The organism is Brotocaccenecus cirricatena (assembly GCF_020687045.1).
Taxonomy (GTDB): Bacteria; Bacillota; Clostridia; order Oscillospirales; family Oscillospiraceae; genus Vescimonas; species Vescimonas cirricatena.
In genome coordinates, this window is sequence record NZ_JAJEPW010000007.1 from 41075 (window position 1) to 58897 (window position 17823).

A 17823-nucleotide genomic window follows, 5' to 3' on the forward strand; every position below is an offset into this window, starting at 1 on the left:
ATGAATGATGACTTTGGAACAACTGCCTCCCAAGGGCGTAAAGCGAGAACAGGCCATTTTGGAGCTGGGCAAGGTGGAAATAGCATGACACGGCAGGAGCAGAAGGCAGTCAAGGAATTAAGCGCGATGATTTCCAAAAACCTAAAAGTAGTTGCCGGAGAGCATGGCTTCAAAGTGGTTTCAGACTGCGCCTATAAGGTCCTGGGTGATTTCTTATATGAAGTGTTTCTATCTGCGCCCCCTGTCCGGCGTGGTACTGCCATAAGAGCAGTCGTTTCCACAAAGCCATGCGTCATTGACAATGTCTTTTGGGATGTATATGAAATGGGTGAGGTAGCCCGGAAGAAACCATTTAGTTTCCATATCACAGCGGCACATTCCCCTTCCGCTCATATCATCAAGGAAATGGAACTACCTGTCCCCACGGTGGACGCAGCAACCTTGGTCATGAACGAGGCGTTTTGTCGGTTTAACAAGTCCATTCAAGACCATCATAGCCAATGCAGCACAGTCTCCGACTTCAAAGCAGAGATTCTCCATGATACTGCGCCGACCGCACGACTGAATGTCGTACTGTGTGAAATCGCGGAAGGGAATTTCCGCCAGGCAATGCTCCTTGCAGAAAAGGAGCTGGAAAACGAACCTTATGGCCTGTTTAATACAGTAACTGATGGCGGGATAAAGAGCATATACGATTATGTGAAAGAGTTTTGCCAGGAAAAGCAGTAAGTATATGCGGCCGCTCCATCCGCTGAGCCGGAGGCCGCCGGGAAACTGATCGCCATGGATTACGACAATCTGGCCATCAAGGAAACCACCTTTGTGGGATAGGAGAAAATGAATGATGACTTTGGAACAACTGCCTCCCAAGGGCGTAAAGCGAGAACAGGCCATTTTGGAGCTGGGCAAGGATGAAGCAAACGGCGAACTGCTTCTCCAGCTTGTGAATACAGAAAAGGGCAAGTGCAAAACGGCTGCTCAGAAGGCCTTGGCGCATCTGGAGTATGCCCCTGCTGCCCCGCTGTGGGCCAAGCTGGTCAAGGGCAAATGGATGGGCAGCAATATCATGTCGGATGCCTGTTCCGACTGTGTATCGGAGCAGATCGCCCCGGTCATCTTAAAGACTCTCTCTCAGCTGCTGGACGAGGGGGACACAAAGCCACTGGAAATCGAACAACTGAACTTTTGTTTCCATTTGATGCTGGGGAAAGCCTCGCCCAAAATGCTGGAGGTCTACCGCTTTCTGGCGGAAAACATCCAGCGGATCGCCCAGCTGAAACGCGCACCTGCTTATTCTCGTGATGATTGTACCTCCTGGTGGATCACGGACGGGCTTCGCATTTGGGATGCCACACCCAAGGAAAAAGAGAAAATTCCCGCTGTGGTGCTGACCGCCTCCTTGATCCGCAACCCGGATGAGCGGCTGCAAGCATTGGCTGATGAGCTGAATGAACGCTACGGCGGCAGCTGGCTGATGCCGGTCTTTATGAAGGCGATCATCACCCAGCCCAAGGAGCAGGTGTACGAGACCTATTCGCCCCTTCTGGATACGCCGCAAAAAGGCTATTTGTTCCATGCGTTGGGAATGCTCCATTACCGCTGTTATCCGGAAGGCTGGATCTATGAACGCCTGGGCCCGGATGGAATGATCGCTCTGATTTTCTGGGGGGATTATAGCTATGGGACCTATGACACAAGGTTCATGTTTGAACGGTATGTGGAGCTGGATGAGCGGTGGCTCTTTGATCTGGCCAAGGACCCGGAGGGCCGCAAGCCTACGGTGACATGGCAGACCTACAACCGGGGCGGTGTGCTGTATGGAAGCTACGACGAAATGTTCATCAGCCTGCTGCCCCGCAAGGTGGAAAACCCGGAACTGAAGCGCATTCTGCGGGACTACTTCCGTATTCGCAGTGAAAAAGTGAAGGTGGAAGAAAGCATTACAGTTTACAAAGACGCCACTGAGCGGTTTGGGGATTAAGCGAGAATAGAGGGACTGGCCGAAGGAGTGATACAGCATGATTGGAACAGATGAAAACCGGGCGGTGCTCCATGTGGAGGTCATCTTCTGGGGCGGCAAGAGAAAGTCTCCCCCCAGCTTGGTCAGTGGAAAGTATAGTCCCCATTTTGTTGTCACAGGAACCACTGAATATCTGGGTGTGTGCTTCCTGGATGGAACGGAGCGTTGTGCATTTGATGAAACGGCTTTGGGGAATGCTCAGCCCCTCTATCCAGATACCATTGACTACGCCCCGCTGGAAAACAATGCGGAATTTTTGATCTATGAGGGAGCAAAAGTCGTTGGCAAAGGCCGGGTGCTGGGCCGGACCGTTCCCTATCAAGTGAAACAACAACGAAAGTAGGTGCCTTATGTACCAAATTGCATATATTGGCCGCTGGGAGACAATCCCGGAAACGGCTGCCGCCATCTGTGACCATGACACTCCCAAGCTGGAGGCGCTGCTTCAAGGCGGTCTGGATTTAGATGTTCCCATCCAGCTCAGCGAATACATCAAGCTGATGCCATTGGAGATTGCGGTTTTTCGGAATGATGTACCCATGATCCACTTTCTGCTGGAGCATGGGGCAAATCCCGACCTGGCAGAGGAACAGCCCCTGCTGCTCACTGCCGCCCGCTGCTGCGGGCCGGAGGTGGTGGCGCTCTTTGCTGGACAGGCCGCAAAACTCAGCCCGAAGCAAAAAGAGCGGGCCTTCCAGGAAGTGCGCTGGGGTCAGCGAGCGGAGAATATCCAGGTGCTGGAGCAAGCCGGGATTACAGTGGACAAGTTTGGCGGCGAGGCATTCCGGGCGGCGGTGTCCGATGGACAGGCCGAGCTTGCCAAACTGCTGCTGGAAAAAGGGGCGGATATCAATTACCACAAGCCGGACATGGTGTTCCCTTACGCCTCCACCCCTGTCACCGAGGCCGCCCGCTCCAACAATTTCTCCATGGTGCGCTGGCTGGTGGAACAGGGAGCGGATATCACCCTTGTTGACAAATACGGTGACCGTCCCTACAGTGTGGCAGTTCAAAACAAGAATCAAGAGATGGCCAACTACCTGAAGGCCCTGGAGCCAGAGGAATGGCACAACGAGCAGGAAAAGATCCGGCAGCTCATGCCCTACAAGCTGCCCGCCAAGCTGGTGGAATACTTGAAGACCGGCCCCCTGCGGCTGGAGTTCCCGGATCAGGAATGGGTGAAGTGGGCGGAGCTCTACTCCTTCATGGATGTGCAGGAGATGACCTGGAAACGGAAGAAGCTGCTCTCTCTGATGGTGCAGATGGATAACTACAGCGACTATCTGCTGCTGTGGAGCCCCAGGGACAAAAAGCTGTGGTATCTGGATATCGAGCATGAGGAATTCCACCCTCTGGCCAAATGGGATGACTTCATCGCAGATCCCGGCCGGTATCTGAACGGGATGATCGAGGGTGAGTTTGAGGAATGAGGAGAAGTCGATGGATGCATTACTTGAAAGTCTGACCAAATCTCTGACAGAACAGGGTTGGAAAGTCGAAATGCAGGAAAACACTCAAATTCCAACAGAGATTGCTCAGCGTTATGATTCACTTCCAACGGATTATATCTATTTCCTCCGAAACATGAAAGCCTGTGTCAACAGTGCAGAAACCGTGTGGATGCTTTGTCCGGATGACTTTGCCCCACAGGGAGAAGACGGATTTGCCTGGAACGAGTTTGAAAAAATGAGTTTGGATGCCGCCGAAGGAGACAACATCTGGACAGCGGAAATCAAATCTTTCTGGAACGAACATCTGCCTATCTGCTTGTCACTGAAAGATGGATATTCCTACTATGCACTCTGCCTGAAAGATGGAACCATTGTCACCGGAGAAGAACCGGAGTTTGAAGAAACAACAGAGGTTGCCCCTTCTTTTCGGGATTTTCTGCAAATGCTTTGCAATGGCGAGTTGGATTTGGAATAAGGAGCACAGCCATGACATCAATAGACTTTCTGAACAAGGTACATAAAAGTCTGGACTCGCAGGAATATAACCTCTCTTTTTCTCCCGCCAAGTCCAAAAACTTCATGCTGTACTGCAACGGCAACTTTATCGGCGGCCTGTTCGATGAGGAGCTGTGCTTCGTCTATGCCGACAGTGTGAGCGAGCTGCTGGGGCAGCCGGAACCCGTCTATCGCGGATACTCCAGCACCGCCCAGCACAGGATGCTGGTGATCCCGGAGGAACACTGGGCAAAGGCGCTGAAACTGCTCTATGCCGAAAAATTTGACTGGAGCCGTTTGGTGTACGACATCACCTACACCAGCATTGGAGCAGCAGTGGTGGAGGACTTCTACGACGAGAATGTGGTATTCTTGCGCTTCTGCTTTGAAAAGGAGCTGTTGAAAAAGAACCCTCTGGACCGGCAGGGCCGTATCCTACGGATGGTCTATCTCAATCAGGATCTGACAACAGCGGGCAAATATCTATTCCCCAGACTGATGCAAAAGTTCCTTGTTTTTACAGACCGAGGCGGGAAAAGCAGTCTGGAAACCATGCTCAAACGGTGGTACACCGCTCTGGAGAAGGAGTACCTCAGCCATACAGCGGGATAAGGAGGGCAGCAACATGACAGAGAAGAACAGAACCTACATCACCCATCTCAAGGTCACGGATGTCCCGTGGCACCGGCTTACCACCGCCTATGGCCGGGGAACGGATTTTCCCGCTCACCTGACTGTGCTGGAGCAGATCGCGCCATTCTTTCTCATTCCCCACCACCCCTATGCCATCTCCCTTCTGCTGAAGATCAGTGACGGGTTCCGGACAGAAGAATTCTGCCGGCTGGGACTGACCGGCAGCAGCGGAGACTGGGAACGGCTGGTTCGGGGCGTGATACGGGAGTTTGAGGAAAACAATAGTGGTGAGGATCTGTTTCACTTTGACTCCGACGAGGATGTGTTCTGCGTCTATTCCCAATACATCGACGATTTGATGATGCTGGCCAAAATGATCCGAGTAGCCTGTGCCGATGAAAAAACGATGGGGATGTATCTGAACATGAGCGAGGCAGCGAAAGCATGAAAGAGTTGACCACTCAAACAGGGATTATAGTAAAATGCAGTAAGACGGCCATTGAATTTTTCCAAAATGCTCAGTCAGTGGATTCCTTTTCTGTGCTGGAGATCCCAGGGGAATTCCAAGATATAGCGGTTGAGTTTTATGATTTGATTATGGAAAATGATCATCTTGCGGCCTTGCTGGGCTGTCGCGGCAATTATGATATTGCGGTACAGATAGATGAGGTAACCGGCACCATGACGGGGTGGCATTGGTTCAAATGAGGGAAACGGAATGATCGAGTACATCAAGCTCTTTTGGGAGGGTGCTCCGGAGGGTGAACCAGCGGTCATCCTCTATGAAGTGGATACCGAAAATGAGCGGCTGGCCCTCCGCTCCATCGACATCTTTGCAGATTGCCGCACCCGTAACATCCCTGACCTTTACGACGGTGTCATCGAAATCACGCCGATCCCCACGGTGGAGGAATTGAACGCTCATGTCTGGGGCGGGGAATTCCACGCCTGTGTAATAGAGAAAGCAGAATTTGAGGCCATCGGGGAGAGCCGTACCCATGATGGAAAAACAAGTGGCCGGTAATGGCAAACATACCAAAACAAACGAGTTCTTCAAAGACACTCAACTTCACGAGATGAATGGGGGCGCAACAGAGGATGGAATGGATCGAGCGAATCAAGCGAAAACGCCGCTGCAGGGTGCATTTTGACAGCGGCAGTTTCCGTGTTTACGGCTGTCTGGCTGCCCCAGTCCACATGATTCCTGATGTGATACCAATCAATCGGGAATTCGACTTTTACTTACAATCGAACTATGATGTGTACCTACTTCGGCTTGTCAACAGTACGGAGAAAACCGGGGATATCTGTCCAGCGGGAAAAGACGGGATTATCTATATCATCTGCCGTCTGCCCATTCAGAAGGACACACTTCTGAAGGACATTGAGATGGTCCTGCGCGCTCTGGAGCCCTTCGGTTTTCTAAACCTGCACAATCCAAAACATGGGATAGCATTTGAAATAAAGGGATGATAACCTATGAAACAGACAGATGTTTATACCGAGGCTCTGATCTGTCTGCGCTCAATCCTTCAGGCAGACCATCCGGAATTCAAGAACTGGATCGACTGGCTGGAGCGGGACATTCAGGACTGGAACCAGCGGCGGGAGGTTGCCCACCATCTTCGGGCATACGGAGGTATGGGCTCGTTCAACGACCTGCCCAGTATGCGTGGAAATCACGACTATATTTTCGACTTTCTCAAGTCCGTGTGCTATGCCTTCGGCCATCTTTATGGCAAACGGGAAGGCATTTCTCCGGAGGCATTGATGGAGGAGTGCCTGCACGATGTAGAGCAGGCAGCCTATCACCCCCATAAGGCACTGAACCAAGCCATTGCCCAGCACTTGATGCAGGGCGATTTACAGGAAAACCTGGATAGGCTGTAGGAGGACTTGTTATGAACAAAAGACTATTCCGCACCCAATTCAATCAAATGGAAAACATCGAGAAGCAGGTGCTGATGGAGAGCCTGGCTGCCCGTTATGATATGACCTTTCTCGGTCTACATACTTTTGACCGCTGGGGCCAGAGCTGCACCACCGGCATCTTCAAGAAAGATGGTCGGGAGTTCGTCTTTGTCCCCGGCGATACCGTCACCCTGGGCTGGGAGCAGTTTGCCGTGGGATTGAATCAGGAGAGCCGGGAGGAATTGGAGTATCTGTTCCGGGAATGGGAAATGGAACCGCAGAACCCGGAGGAGATGATTCGGGAAAGCATGGCTCCTGTTCGGCAGGCGGCCATTGGCCCCATGCTGGTGGGCCGGGAGCTGGAGGAACTCTGCTGGGAGCCAGTCAAGATGGACGATCCCAGGCTGACCGCCCACCCTGACTGGCTGAAGGAATTTCGTGATTTTGCCTGGAGTGACAGCAGCAGTCTTACCTTGCACCAGTCGGCCCGTATTGAGCGGACGGAAGATGGATTTCAGACCTGGATCTATAACCGCACAGACTACGATGAACTTCTTACCGGGCTGGAAAAGCAGGGGCTTTCGCTGCCCACGGCGGACGAGTGGGCCTACCTGTGCGGCGGCGGATGTCGGACCCTGTTCCCATGGGGAGATGGGTTAGACTACTCCATGCGTCTACGCTGGTTTGAGGACATGGATGAGGATGAGAACCGGCCCTATGATATGGAGGAACCCAACTTCTTCGGCCTGTCCATCGCCTACGACCCCTATATGCGGGAAGTGGTGCAGGCTGATAGACTTACCACCTGCGGCGGTGACGGCGGGTGCAATATCTGCGGCGGGCTGGGCCCATTTCTCGGTTTCCTACCCTGTTCGCCCCACTGTAAGCCGGAAGTGCAGGAGGACAAGGAACTAAACGGAGATTATGACTTCTACCGGCCCATTATCCGGGTGGAGAACCATGATTGACAATAGAAGCTTGATACGAAATAAAGAAAGAGAGGTGCCGACATGGGAGCATGGGGCATAAAAGCATTAGAGCGTGACGAAGGGTTGGATGTACTGGACATCCTCAAAAATGAATATGTACCGGAGCATCCGGTAATGGATCTGGGCGAGATGATCGAACTGATGAAAGAGGAAGTCATGCTGGGAGCTGACTTCTCACAAATCGACTTCCTCTTTGACAATACTGCGATGGCTCTGGCGGAGCTGTATTTCCAATGGAAGGATAACAGCAAACTGGACTACGATCATGAAGAAGCTATATGGGATAAAGTCACCGGTTTCACAGCATCCAAAGAAGCCCTTGCTTTCCTGCTGCGGCAGCTCACCGACATCAAAAACGAGGTGCCGGACGAGGACGGCATCCGTGAGATTGTGGATCTTTGGAAGAACGAGGACAGCGGTGAGATCGCTCCTGCGTGGTTGGAACACTTGAATCAGCTCATTGATCGACTGGATTCAGAACAGGAGGCACGACAAATGTATATCAAAAAATACTGGGGCAACTTTATTGGCGGTTCCGATGACAGTCTGAACCTTGTGGCATTTTTAGAGGACCAGAAGAAAGAGGAGATCCCCCTCAGCGAGATATTTGCCAAGATTGGGCTGGACAAGCAGAACTGGGACTTCCGCCAGACCGTGGAGTATCTGGAGTTTACACACTCCGATGGCGTGGAGATGGACTTCCACTTCGCCATTGATGTGGTCACTGATCTGGCCGCCATCCTGCTGGAGTGCAGCGTCAGTGGCAGTGTGAACCTCCAGGATCTGGACGAGTACAACACCCCCGCCCGCCGTATCCGCATCACTGCTACGCCGGAGGAGCACGAGGCCATGGACAAGGCCCTGGCGGACTTTGTCCATGCCCCGCTGGAATACGACATCAGCGAGATGATGGGCGAGGATGAAATCACGGATATGGCTTCTCAGGTGGAGATGCTGCGGAAGGAGCTGTACGAAGCCTCTGGCCGCAACCGGAACTACCATGTAAAGGCGGAAGATGTAAAAGATCTGCTCCCCGACTGGGAGGGTGCCGATGGCTGTATCGCCACCAACCGCATCACAGTGGAGGGCTGCAAGGTTGGCTACTGCTACAGGGAGAAGCCGGACGGCGGCTGGGACAGTGGCTGGCGCTTCACCGCTGGTGACGAGAGCGAGGCGTACATGGACGACCCCAACAACGCCGGGATTTACAAGCTGAACACAATTTGCAACGACGATCCCGACATTATCCCGCTGCTGAACACACCCGCCCCCTGCGCCTTTGAGCGGGATGAGAACGGTGTGTTCCAGCAGATCAAAGACTGGAAACCAGATGAGGACGAGGAGGACCCGGATATGGATATTTTGAAGCAGTGCCAGAAGTGGCATGAGGAGGACAAACACCAGAAAATCGTTGACGCACTGGAGGCAATCTCTGCCGAGGAGCGTACCCCGGAAATGGATATGGAGCTGGCGCGAGCCTACAACAATCTGGCGGACCCCAGCGAGCCGGAGGGAAAGAAGCTGCTTCACCGGGCGCTGGAACTGATGCAGTCCCACGAGGAGGAACTGGGAGATACTCATTCCTGGAATTTCCGCATGGGGTATGCCTATTATTATCTGGATCAGAAGGGCCGCGCCCTGCGATATTTTGAAAAAGCCCTGGAACTGCATCCCGGTGATGATCCAAAACTCAACACCCAACAAGACATTGAGGATTTGATCGACTGGTGCAAGAAAGGCATTTCTCTGCCGCAGTTCTCGGAGTGCTTCCGGGAAAGGACAGAGGACTGGTGGGAAACCTTTGCGGAAATGGAAGCAGAATTGCGCCAGATGATGGATGAGGACAAAGATCACACCCGCGGTGCCGAACTCGTGGCCCAAATGCAGGAAACCCTGAATCTGGTCTTTGATGAGATCTCTTTCGAGATGGGCTTCAACGGCAAAAAGCATGAGCTGATCCTCACCCCGGAGGGCGACAAGGTCAAGCTGTTTGAGCTGGTCTACTTCCAGAAGCACGCCCCCAAGGAGGTGCTGGAGCACTGGAACATCCTGGTGGGCCGTCAGCCCCTCCAGAACATCGGCCTGCGCACCGAGGACGGCTGGGATATCTCCGGGGAGGATGTGCAGATCTGGCTGGAGGAGCAGGGTGAAAACAGCTTCGCCATCTCCGCTTACTACGAAAAGCTGCTGCCTATGCTCCGGGAGGAAGAAGGCCGGGCCTGGTGGATGCTCACCACCCTCACCGATCAGGTGCTGGGTGAGATCCCCCACATGAGATACATAGACAGCTTTGATGTGCTGGAGGAACCCAAGGCAGAGCCGTCCTTCCTCCTGTCCCAGCTGCCCGACAAACTGCGGGAGCAGGGCCTGGAGCTCTCCACCGACCCGGAAGCCTATCTGGAGAGCTACCTTGGTTACAAAATGGAACCCAAACAGGACCCGGACGCCGATTGGCGGCTGGATGTAATGGCCGGTTCCACCTGCTGTGTGCCGCTCATCAACGGCTATCTGAATGCCGACAATGATTTTATGGACGATCTCCATGCCGACGGCGCGGTGGCGGGCTTCTTCTGCTATCCCCTGGATACCCTGCGGGAGGAGGAAGGCAGTCAGAAAATTTTCGACTTCCGGGACAAACTGGAGGAAGTGCTCACCGGCGGGGATGGTTCGGAAGTGCTCACTCTCACCGGCGGGGCTACCGGCCTCTACTGTGGCTATGTGGACTTCATCGCCTGGGACATCCAAGAGGCGCTGAACATGGCGAAAGAGTTCTTTGAAGGCACGGACATCCCATGGGCCATCTTCCACACCTTCCGCCGTGAAGCCGGTTCTGTATCCCTAAAGCAACAAGATGATGGGACAGAAACTGAGAATCAGGATGACGAGTTGGACGAAACGCTGACGGGCATGGACTATATTCCTTACACCCAACAGAACGCCGAAGCATTCTTCGCTCAGCTGGAGCAGTGGAACGACGAAGACGAGTACACCCGCTGTATCCAGGCACTGAATGCCATCCCGGAGAACTGGAGGAACTACCGCACCGCCTACGCCCTGGCCCGTGCACTGGAGAACTACGCCATCATCGGGGACCATGACGAAGGTACTTTGAAATCCAAGGGAGACAAAGTCCTTCTGAGGGCCATTGAGGTGCTGGAGTCCGTCCGGGAGGAAGGCCAGGACAAGGCGGAGTGGAATATGCGGATGGCCTATGGCTATCAGTATCTCTACGGCCAGGAGGAAAAGGCCATTCCCTACGCCCAGCGGTGGGCAGAGTTGGACCCGGAGGATGAAAATGCTCCGGCGGTAATTCGGGAGTGTAAGGCGGAGATCCGGAAACGCCAGCGCAGCCGGAAGAAGAAGGCCAAATTCGTGCCCGGTGATACCCCATTTGAGGGCTTCGACCTCACCAACTTCTGGGATGATAATTGGTATGCACTGAAAGAATATGTCAGTGATCCGCCTTCCGATGAGCTGATTGCCAGCGTGGAGGAGGAACTGGGCTACAAGCTGCCCGCCGCCTACATTTGGCTGATGAAGCAGCACAACGGCGGCATTCCGGTGAACACCTGCTATCCCTGCGATGAGCCTACCTGTTGGTCAGATGATCATGTGGCCATCACCGGCATTTTCGGAATCGGACGGGAAAAGAGCTGCTCCCTCTGTGGAGAGCTGGGCAGCCAGTTTATGATCGATGAGTGGGAGTATCCTGCCATCGGTGTGGCCATCTGCGACTGTCCAAGCGCCGGACACGATATGATTTTCCTGGACTACCGGGCTTGCGGTCCCCAGGGAGAGCCTGCGGTAGTCCATGTGGATCAGGAAAATGACTATAAAATTACCCATCTGGCAGATAGCTTTGAGGAATTTATCCGCGGACTGGAGCATGAATCCCTCTATGATCCGGATGAAGATGCAGAGGGTCTTGAGGATGACGCCGACGAGGAGGAAACCGACCGTAAGGGCTCCTTTGCCGGGTCTGTGCTCCTCTCCAAAGCGGAATGGGACAAGGAGCAGTTGATCCGGAATCTACGGGAAGAATGGGGCATCGTAGATGAGGAGCCGGATGAGGGCGACGAAGATGATGAGAACAGCGATGACGCTGTGGTAATGCGGGTCGGCGGCATGATGCTGATCGTGACACTCTTCCACGGTCACATCCCGGACAATGAAGCGGAGATCAACGCCGAAAACAACTATATGTGGCCAGAGGCCGTAGAGGTGGCCAAAGCGCACAAGGCCCATATCATGGTGGCTGTATTGGGCGAGGAGGAAAAACTGCTGGAACGGGGCAAGCTGTTCACCAAGGCGATGGCAGTGTGCTGCAAGCAGAAATACGCCACCGGTGTCTACACCAGCGGCGTGGTATTTGAGCCTCGTTTCTATGAGGGCCTTGCCGATATGCTCAAAGAGGACGAGCTGCCCATCTTCAACTGGGTTTGGTTCGGCCTGTACCGGAGCGAGGGGGGCCTAAACGGCTACACCTACGGCATGGATGTGTTTGGCAAGGAGGAAATGGAGGTGTTGAACACCGACGCTGAGCCGGAGGAACTGCGGGACTTTTTGGCCAGCCTTGCCTCCTATGTGCTGGCGTGTGATGTGACACTGCAAGACGGCGAGACCATCGGTTTTTCTGCGGACGATAAGCACACCATCACCCGCAGCCCCGGCGTCTCCCTGCCGGAGGAACAGATGACCCTGAAGATCGGTTACGAGCCTATAAAGGGAGATCCGGAGGATGACAGCTGCGACCACTCAGACAATGATGACACGCAGGATGAGGAAGAATTCAGTAATCCCGAAGTCTACACCGAGGAGGAGATGGAAGCCGTCGAGGGGCACATTGAGCAGTATTTCGGCAAGTTCGAGAATGTGTTCCATGAGCTGGTTTCTCCCGACATCCATGTGGACATCTGCGTGGTGCCGCCCTCTGAGGAGCGGGACTACTGCACCCTGGTCACCATGGGCATGGGCGCTCACCGGATGAATGTGCCGGAGGAACTGGCGGAATATAAGCTGGAGCGGGCGGAGCTGGCCATTGCCCTGCCTGCGGACTGGAAGCTGGATCAGGAGTCCATGAAAGACGAAAAGTGGTACTGGCCCATCCGCCTGCTGAAATCCTTGGCCCGCCTTCCCATTGCCAGCGATACCTGGCTGGGCTTCGGCCATACCATGGACAATGAGGAGGATTTTGCAAAGGACACAAAGCTGTGCGCCGCCATTCTGACTGGTCCCCAGGATACCGAAGATGGCAGCGAGGTCTGCATCCTGCCGAGTGGCGAGGAGGTCAACTTCTATCAGGTGATTCCTCTCTACCGGGATGAATTGGAATATAAGCTGGCCCATGACGCGGACGCCCTGCTGGGCAAAATGAACGGCATCAGCTTTGTGGTGGAGCCTGATCGTCAGGATGCTATCACCCGTGGCACCCTTTCCAATGATGATTTTGACGGTGAGATGGACGATGCCTCCTATCATATCGAGAGCATTGAGGAGAAGGAACTGCCAATTGACCCCATCAACGCTTATAACCACATGGCCATCTACCTGCGCTGGTGCATGGAGCACGACCTGATGGGTGAGGACTTCCTGAAAGAATACAGCGAAGTGGCCAAACAGGTCAAAGCTGATCCTGCCAGTGTGGATCTGCGGGAGTTTATCCGGGATGAGCTGGACGGCTGTCTGTTCTCTGTGCTATTCAATCAGCAAGGCCGTGCCTTTGCAGGCTATTACTACGGAGAGGGCGACAGCCCCTACTATCCTGCCGATGTTGACGACAACGCCCTCCGCTTCTTCGGCCCGGAGCGGTATCACTCTGATGAGTTCCAGGATGAAGCCTACCTGTTCATCCCCTTTGACGAGGACTACTATCAGGCTATGGCAGAGGTGATCGGGGAACGGTTTGAAAACTGGCAGGGACAGGACTTCGACGAGGACACGCTGGAGCCTTCCGAGGTTGCTCAGGCCATCATGGAGTATCTGGACTGCGAGTGTACCTATTTCCCATCCATGGCAGATGATGACCCCATCATGTCGGCATACAGCTACGCCCAGCGGCTGGGGGTACGGGAGGGCTTTGTTCCCGTGCTCATCAAGGCGGATGATGAAACGCTGTTGGAGTGTCTGGTGATGAACGCCGATCCGGAGCACAATGCGGACTTCTACGAATTTGACCTCAAAACAGTAGAGGAGTATCGAAAGAAGATGCTCTCCGCTCCCATCAAGGACGGAAAGGCGGTTCTGGAGGAATTGACCGGCCAGCGCAAGGAAGAAGCCGAGGACGATGACATGGACTGGGAGGCGGAAGTCCTGGGCGAGATGGAGGGCGGCTATGACAATGACCGCTTCTCCTGCTATTGGGATTCGGATAGCCACATGACCTATCCGCTCATTCTGGCCAAAATTCCGGTCAAGAACCCCTGGGAGATCTTCGCCTATCTGCCCTTTGGAAATTGGAATGAGTGCCCCGACACGCCGGACCTGATGGCAGTGGCGAAATACTGGTTCGAGCAGCATGGTGCCATCCCTGCCGCCATGAGCCACGATGAATTGGAGTTTGAACTTCCGACTCCGATCTCCAAGGAAAGAGCTATGGAAGTGGCTGTGGAGCAATATGGCTTCTGCCCAGATCTGGATCAGAATGAGGATGGAAGCATTGGCTCCTTGGCAGATGTCCTGTGGCAGTCCACCGTCTGGTATTTCTGGTGGGATTGATGGGAGGTGCGACCAATGACAGAATATCAGAAAACCTATATCGAACTAAAAAAACAGTTTGTTGCGACCAATGAAGGTCCGGACAGTGTCCGCGCTCTATATACCTTCAAGGAAGAACTTGAGCAGAGTGAGGATCAGCAGGCCAAGGAAGTGCTGGTGGATATGTATGATCTACTGGACTTCAAGAAGGATGCCTACGAACTGCTCTGCCAAATCGGAAATCGTTCCGACAAGAAGACCCTCAAGCGGCTGGGCATCTTGAAGGACTATGCGGAAAACTGGGGCAATCATTATGCCCTCCCCAGGCCCAAAACGCCGGAGGAGAAGCAGAAAGAGAAGGAGCGGCAGGCCCAGCTGGGCCTGCCCGCCTTCCGGTATCACCCCAATCCTCTGGAAACTGGGGCTTTTGAGGAATCCGCAGACGGCGTTGTCTGCGACTGCTGCGGCAAGACGACCCATATTTTCTATACAGCCCCCTTTTACGCCGTGGAGGATATTGCATATCTGTGCCCAGAGTGCATCGCCAACGGCGAAGCAGCCCGGAAATATGACGGTAGTTTTCAAGATGATTTCTCTGTGGATGATGGTGTAGACGATCCGGAGAAGCTGGACGAGCTGATCCACCGCACCCCCGGCTACTCCGGCTGGCAGCAGGAATACTGGCGCGCCCACTGCGGCGACTACTGCGCCTACCTGGGCCATGTGGGTGCCAGAGAACTGCGGGCCCTGGGTGTGCTGGAGGAGGTACTGGACGATCCGATGTGGGACGATGAGCAAAAAGAAATGATCCGGGAATCTGTCAATGGCGGGCATCTGCAATGCTATCTGTTCCAGTGCCTCCACTGCGGAAAACACCTGGTCTGGATGGATTTTGATTGAAAAGGAGGCAATACTATGGGACTTGACATCTACGCCGGAACATTGACCCGGTACTATTCTCACAACTGGAAAACTGTTGTTCAGCAGTGGGCGGAGGAAAACGGATACTCTTTCAACCGCATCACCCCGGACGGGGAACCTGCTGATAACGAGGAAGAAATGTCCCCGGCTGAGGTCCAGGCGGCGGTGGAGAACTGGCGGGATCAGATCTTGAGCGCCATTTCTCAGCCGGGCCAGCCCCCCTACGCTCCCTGGCTTGAAGATAATGAGAAACCTTATTACACCGACAAGCCGGATTGGGATGCCTTCGGCGCTATGCTGCTGGTGGCCGCCTGTCGTACATACGAGGAACCGGTGCCTTCCACCGTGGAGAAGGACTGGATCTTCGGGGAGCATCCTCTGGTCGCCCGCCTTGCATCAGATGAGGAGCGGGTGTGGTCCCTGTTTCGTGGGGCTACCTGGTGGCTCCCTCTTTCTGACAGCTTTCTGTTCCAAGGGTCCTTGCCTACCGATGACACCGCCGCTATCGCCACCTTGGGCGGACTGCGGAAGGAGCTGGAAAAGCTGAACCAGCTGGCGTGGCAGGCCGATGAGGACACTATCCTTGGCTGGGCAGACACGGAGGGATACCCGGTAGACGGAACCGTAGACTCAGATGGACAGTACAGCAAGGCAGACATCCCGGAACACACCCAGTATGACACTCAATCCCTTGCCAAGTTTGCCTTCTCCATGTTCTGGCGGGCCATGCGGTTTGCCGAGGAGCAGCAGGTGCCTATCCTGCTTGACTATTAAAGAGAATTCGTCAGGGGGTGGAGACCGTGGAACAAAAACGGCCGGCAGATATAATTCAGGAACTTCTGGACTACCTGTGGAACGGCCTGGGCCTGGAGGAAAAGGGCTGGAAGCGTCTGAAAAAGCGCGACTTCAAAAAGAAAATGAAAAACGGGCTGACCTATCAGATCTGGTTTGACCGGAGCCGCTACAACTACATAGACTACGAAATCGGCCATGGGAATGTGGAGGTGGGCTTCAGCTGTATCATAAAGCAGGGAGATGACTACCTCTACTCTTTCAGAATTGAACCCACAACAGGCGGTTCATTCTTTCGGATGCTGACAGAGGACCTGCGGCTGAACACCGGGCTGCTGGACACCTTTCTGCCCCTGGTCAAAGCCAACTACCTCGACTTCATCGACCGCTTCGAGGCAGACCCCGTGGAGGCATTACAGCCGGTCTGCGCCCCCTTCACCGAGGCGGAGGACTACAGCTGGTTCATCTATGTGCGGGAGCAGATGGTGGAACGGTACGGAACGGCGGAGCAGATGGAGGAGTACCGCCGTCAGGCGGAATTGCGCGGAACGCCTGGACACAAGGCAAAGAACTGGATGGGTTCGATGTTGTTCCACCTCTCCCACGCCAATGATGTGGATCAAGCCTGGGCCTCAAGCCGCACCAGAGAGGAACTGGACCAGGTGGTGGAACCCTTTGTGCAGGCCAAGCGGCAGACAGGACAGTGGACACAGGAGGATGAGGCGGGCTATCAGCTCTACCGGCAGGAAACAGATCCGAAGAAGCGCACCTTTCGGGTATGGTATCTCATCGCCAACCCCCGCGGCCTGCCGAAAGAGTTTGTCCAGAAAGAGCTGGAGTTTCGGTGGAAACTGTTCCCAGAAAAGAAGGAGGAACCCAAATGAGCAATAAAGCTTTCCAGCAAAATCTGGACGACAAAAAAGGCCCCCAGCCCGGAGGTCCCTATCTCATTCAGATGCTGTTCAAAGAGCCGGTAGAAATGCCGGATAAAGAAAAAATGACTGCCATAATGGAGAAGCACATCGGATCAACAGAGTGCTTCTGTTATGATAAGAAAATGGCCGGCTTTGCCGCCCTGGATCATGTCGCGGAATTTCAGGACGGCAAGTGCCCGGTACAGCTGATGGTGATGAAATGCGACAAGTTCAAGGGCAAAGGCTTTGATGCCTTTCTGATGAGCCAGATGTGGGACTGCCAGGAGGACCGTGACCGGATCTTCCGGGAGTGCAAATATCAGGTGGTGGCCACCGATATGCTGACTGCGGCGCTTCCAGCGCTGGAGCGTGCCAACCTGGATGCCGACTTTCTGGAGGCTCTGGCAGAGCTGTACCCCACCTGTGAGGCGTTCTATTTCCAGAACTGCGGCAAGCTGTTTCTGGCAGAGGATGTGCGCTCCCATCAGATTGAGGGGCCGGATCGGTTCATCCGCTTTGGCGTCAATGTCCGTTTCTTCAACATCGAGGGCACGGAGGATATGCTCATCGACACGGTGGGCATGAGCACCCTGTTTTTGCCGGATCTCCAGTACCACTTCCACGGCATGGACCCCAACTGGGTGGTAAACCACGCCTATAATGCAGCGTCCTATATTCTGGAGCATGATAACCCCATTGAGGATGGGGAAACCATAGACGGCGTGGCGGATGGCCAGATGTGCCGGGAGATCCAGTGGAAGTGCCAATATGAAGATGCCTTGATCCAGCCGCCCAGAGGGGTGCTGGACATCAACATGGGAAACTATGCTTCGGGAGGACGCTGAATGAATGGCGTTGTGCTCCTGGTAGGCGGACTTCTGCTTGTGGCGGTGATCAAGCTGATTATAGATCGAAATTGGATCGGCCTGCTTCTCTGTGCTGTCGCCCTGCTTCTGGTCTTTGGGGCTGGACACCATACAAAATAGGCCATTTTAAGAATCGAG

The 17823-nt window shown here is 54.2% G+C and carries 18 protein-coding genes; all 18 read left to right on the plus strand.

The annotated features are described in order from the left end of the window. The 18 genes from LKD37_RS03910 (at position 1) to LKD37_RS03995 (ending at position 17805) form a co-directional block, all read left to right on the plus strand. Positions 1-729, plus strand: a complete 729-nt coding sequence (locus tag LKD37_RS03910) for a hypothetical protein (protein ID WP_302928000.1) — start codon at positions 1-3, stop codon at positions 727-729. A 112-nt stretch (positions 730-841) separates the two neighbouring features. Continuing rightward, positions 842-1981, plus strand: a complete 1140-nt coding sequence (locus LKD37_RS03915; RefSeq protein WP_302928001.1) for a hypothetical protein — start codon at positions 842-844, stop codon at positions 1979-1981. A gap of 37 nt (positions 1982-2018) precedes the next feature. Further along, positions 2019-2363, plus strand: a complete 345-nt coding sequence (locus tag LKD37_RS03920) for a hypothetical protein (RefSeq protein WP_021630261.1) — start codon at positions 2019-2021, stop codon at positions 2361-2363. A 7-nt stretch (positions 2364-2370) separates the two neighbouring features. Then, the gene (locus LKD37_RS03925) at positions 2371-3450 is read left to right on the plus strand and encodes an ankyrin repeat domain-containing protein (protein ID WP_302928002.1); all 1080 of its coding nucleotides are present in this window, start codon (positions 2371-2373) and stop codon (positions 3448-3450) included. Between the two features lie 10 nt (positions 3451-3460). Then, entirely contained in the window at positions 3461-3946 is a 486-nt protein-coding gene (locus LKD37_RS03930; RefSeq protein WP_302928003.1) for an SMI1/KNR4 family protein, read from the plus strand. A gap of 11 nt (positions 3947-3957) precedes the next feature. Then, entirely contained in the window at positions 3958-4578 is a 621-nt protein-coding gene (locus tag LKD37_RS03935) for a hypothetical protein (RefSeq protein ID WP_302928004.1), read from the plus strand. 13 nt (positions 4579-4591) lie between these two features. After that, a complete protein-coding gene (locus LKD37_RS03940; protein ID WP_302928005.1) occupies positions 4592-5047 on the plus strand; it encodes an immunity 51 family protein in 456 nt (151 codons plus the stop codon). Beyond that, positions 5044-5307: a S6 modification enzyme RimK gene (locus LKD37_RS03945; RefSeq protein ID WP_154040602.1), complete on the plus strand. Its 264-nt coding sequence runs from the start codon at positions 5044-5046 to the stop codon at positions 5305-5307. Before LKD37_RS03940 ends, LKD37_RS03945 begins: the two co-directional genes overlap by 4 nt. Positions 5308-5317: 10 nt before the next feature. Beyond that, positions 5318-5623, plus strand: coding sequence for a DUF6881 domain-containing protein (locus LKD37_RS03950; protein ID WP_302928006.1), 306 nt, complete (start codon positions 5318-5320; stop codon positions 5621-5623). Between the two features lie 74 nt (positions 5624-5697). Beyond that, entirely contained in the window at positions 5698-6072 is a 375-nt protein-coding gene (locus tag LKD37_RS03955; protein ID WP_302928007.1) for a hypothetical protein, read from the plus strand. A gap of 6 nt (positions 6073-6078) precedes the next feature. After that, positions 6079-6489: a DUF6966 domain-containing protein gene (locus tag LKD37_RS03960; RefSeq protein ID WP_302928008.1), complete on the plus strand. Its 411-nt coding sequence runs from the start codon at positions 6079-6081 to the stop codon at positions 6487-6489. An 11-nt stretch (positions 6490-6500) separates the two neighbouring features. Continuing rightward, complete coding sequence (locus tag LKD37_RS03965; RefSeq protein WP_302928009.1) at positions 6501-7478, plus strand: hypothetical protein; 978 nt, start codon at positions 6501-6503, stop codon at positions 7476-7478. Between the two features lie 516 nt (positions 7479-7994). Further along, positions 7995-14213, plus strand: a complete 6219-nt coding sequence (locus LKD37_RS03970; protein ID WP_431833240.1) for an immunity protein Imm33 domain-containing protein — start codon at positions 7995-7997, stop codon at positions 14211-14213. Between the two features lie 15 nt (positions 14214-14228). Continuing rightward, the gene (locus tag LKD37_RS03975) at positions 14229-15092 is read left to right on the plus strand and encodes a CbrC family protein (RefSeq protein WP_302928011.1); all 864 of its coding nucleotides are present in this window, start codon (positions 14229-14231) and stop codon (positions 15090-15092) included. A gap of 15 nt (positions 15093-15107) precedes the next feature. Continuing rightward, complete coding sequence (locus LKD37_RS03980) at positions 15108-15887, plus strand: hypothetical protein (protein WP_002576912.1); 780 nt, start codon at positions 15108-15110, stop codon at positions 15885-15887. A 17-nt stretch (positions 15888-15904) separates the two neighbouring features. Next, on the plus strand, positions 15905-16789 hold the full coding sequence (locus LKD37_RS03985; protein ID WP_441447955.1) for a spondin: 885 nt from the start codon (positions 15905-15907) through the stop codon (positions 16787-16789). After that, positions 16786-17664 carry a DUF4261 domain-containing protein gene (locus tag LKD37_RS03990; RefSeq protein ID WP_008723407.1) on the plus strand — a complete coding sequence of 293 codons (879 nt, stop codon included), beginning with the start codon at positions 16786-16788 and terminating at the stop codon, positions 17662-17664. The genes LKD37_RS03985 and LKD37_RS03990 overlap by 4 nt, the downstream gene beginning before the upstream one ends. Next, on the plus strand, positions 17665-17805 hold the full coding sequence (locus LKD37_RS03995; RefSeq protein ID WP_006059618.1) for a hypothetical protein: 141 nt from the start codon (positions 17665-17667) through the stop codon (positions 17803-17805). It abuts the gene before it with no gap. Positions 17806-17823 lie beyond the last annotated feature (18 nt).

What these genes read in the sequence shown, in the direction of transcription:
- LKD37_RS03915 (WP_302928001.1), top strand. Translation starts at nt 842, where the DNA reads ATGATGACTTTGGAACAACTGCCTCCCAAGGGCGTAAAGCGAGAACAG.
- LKD37_RS03960 (WP_302928008.1), top strand. Translation starts at nt 6,079, where the DNA reads ATGAAACAGACAGATGTTTATACCGAGGCTCTGATCTGTCTGCGCTCA.
- LKD37_RS03980 (WP_002576912.1), top strand. Translation starts at nt 15,108, where the DNA reads ATGGGACTTGACATCTACGCCGGAACATTGACCCGGTACTATTCTCAC.
- LKD37_RS03975 (WP_302928011.1), top strand. Translation starts at nt 14,229, where the DNA reads ATGACAGAATATCAGAAAACCTATATCGAACTAAAAAAACAGTTTGTT.
- LKD37_RS03990 (WP_008723407.1), top strand. Translation starts at nt 16,786, where the DNA reads ATGAGCAATAAAGCTTTCCAGCAAAATCTGGACGACAAAAAAGGCCCC.
- LKD37_RS03955 (WP_302928007.1), top strand. Translation starts at nt 5,698, where the DNA reads ATGGAATGGATCGAGCGAATCAAGCGAAAACGCCGCTGCAGGGTGCAT.
- LKD37_RS03950 (WP_302928006.1), top strand. Translation starts at nt 5,318, where the DNA reads ATGATCGAGTACATCAAGCTCTTTTGGGAGGGTGCTCCGGAGGGTGAA.
- LKD37_RS03995 (WP_006059618.1), top strand. Translation starts at nt 17,665, where the DNA reads ATGAATGGCGTTGTGCTCCTGGTAGGCGGACTTCTGCTTGTGGCGGTG.
- LKD37_RS03925 (WP_302928002.1), top strand. Translation starts at nt 2,371, where the DNA reads ATGTACCAAATTGCATATATTGGCCGCTGGGAGACAATCCCGGAAACG.
- LKD37_RS03940 (WP_302928005.1), top strand. Translation starts at nt 4,592, where the DNA reads ATGACAGAGAAGAACAGAACCTACATCACCCATCTCAAGGTCACGGAT.
- LKD37_RS03935 (WP_302928004.1), top strand. Translation starts at nt 3,958, where the DNA reads ATGACATCAATAGACTTTCTGAACAAGGTACATAAAAGTCTGGACTCG.
- LKD37_RS03945 (WP_154040602.1), top strand. Translation starts at nt 5,044, where the DNA reads ATGAAAGAGTTGACCACTCAAACAGGGATTATAGTAAAATGCAGTAAG.
- LKD37_RS03920 (WP_021630261.1), top strand. Translation starts at nt 2,019, where the DNA reads ATGATTGGAACAGATGAAAACCGGGCGGTGCTCCATGTGGAGGTCATC.
- LKD37_RS03910 (WP_302928000.1), top strand. Translation starts at nt 1, where the DNA reads ATGAATGATGACTTTGGAACAACTGCCTCCCAAGGGCGTAAAGCGAGA.
- LKD37_RS03930 (WP_302928003.1), top strand. Translation starts at nt 3,461, where the DNA reads ATGGATGCATTACTTGAAAGTCTGACCAAATCTCTGACAGAACAGGGT.
- LKD37_RS03970 (WP_431833240.1), top strand. Translation starts at nt 7,995, where the DNA reads ATGTATATCAAAAAATACTGGGGCAACTTTATTGGCGGTTCCGATGAC.
- LKD37_RS03965 (WP_302928009.1), top strand. Translation starts at nt 6,501, where the DNA reads ATGAACAAAAGACTATTCCGCACCCAATTCAATCAAATGGAAAACATC.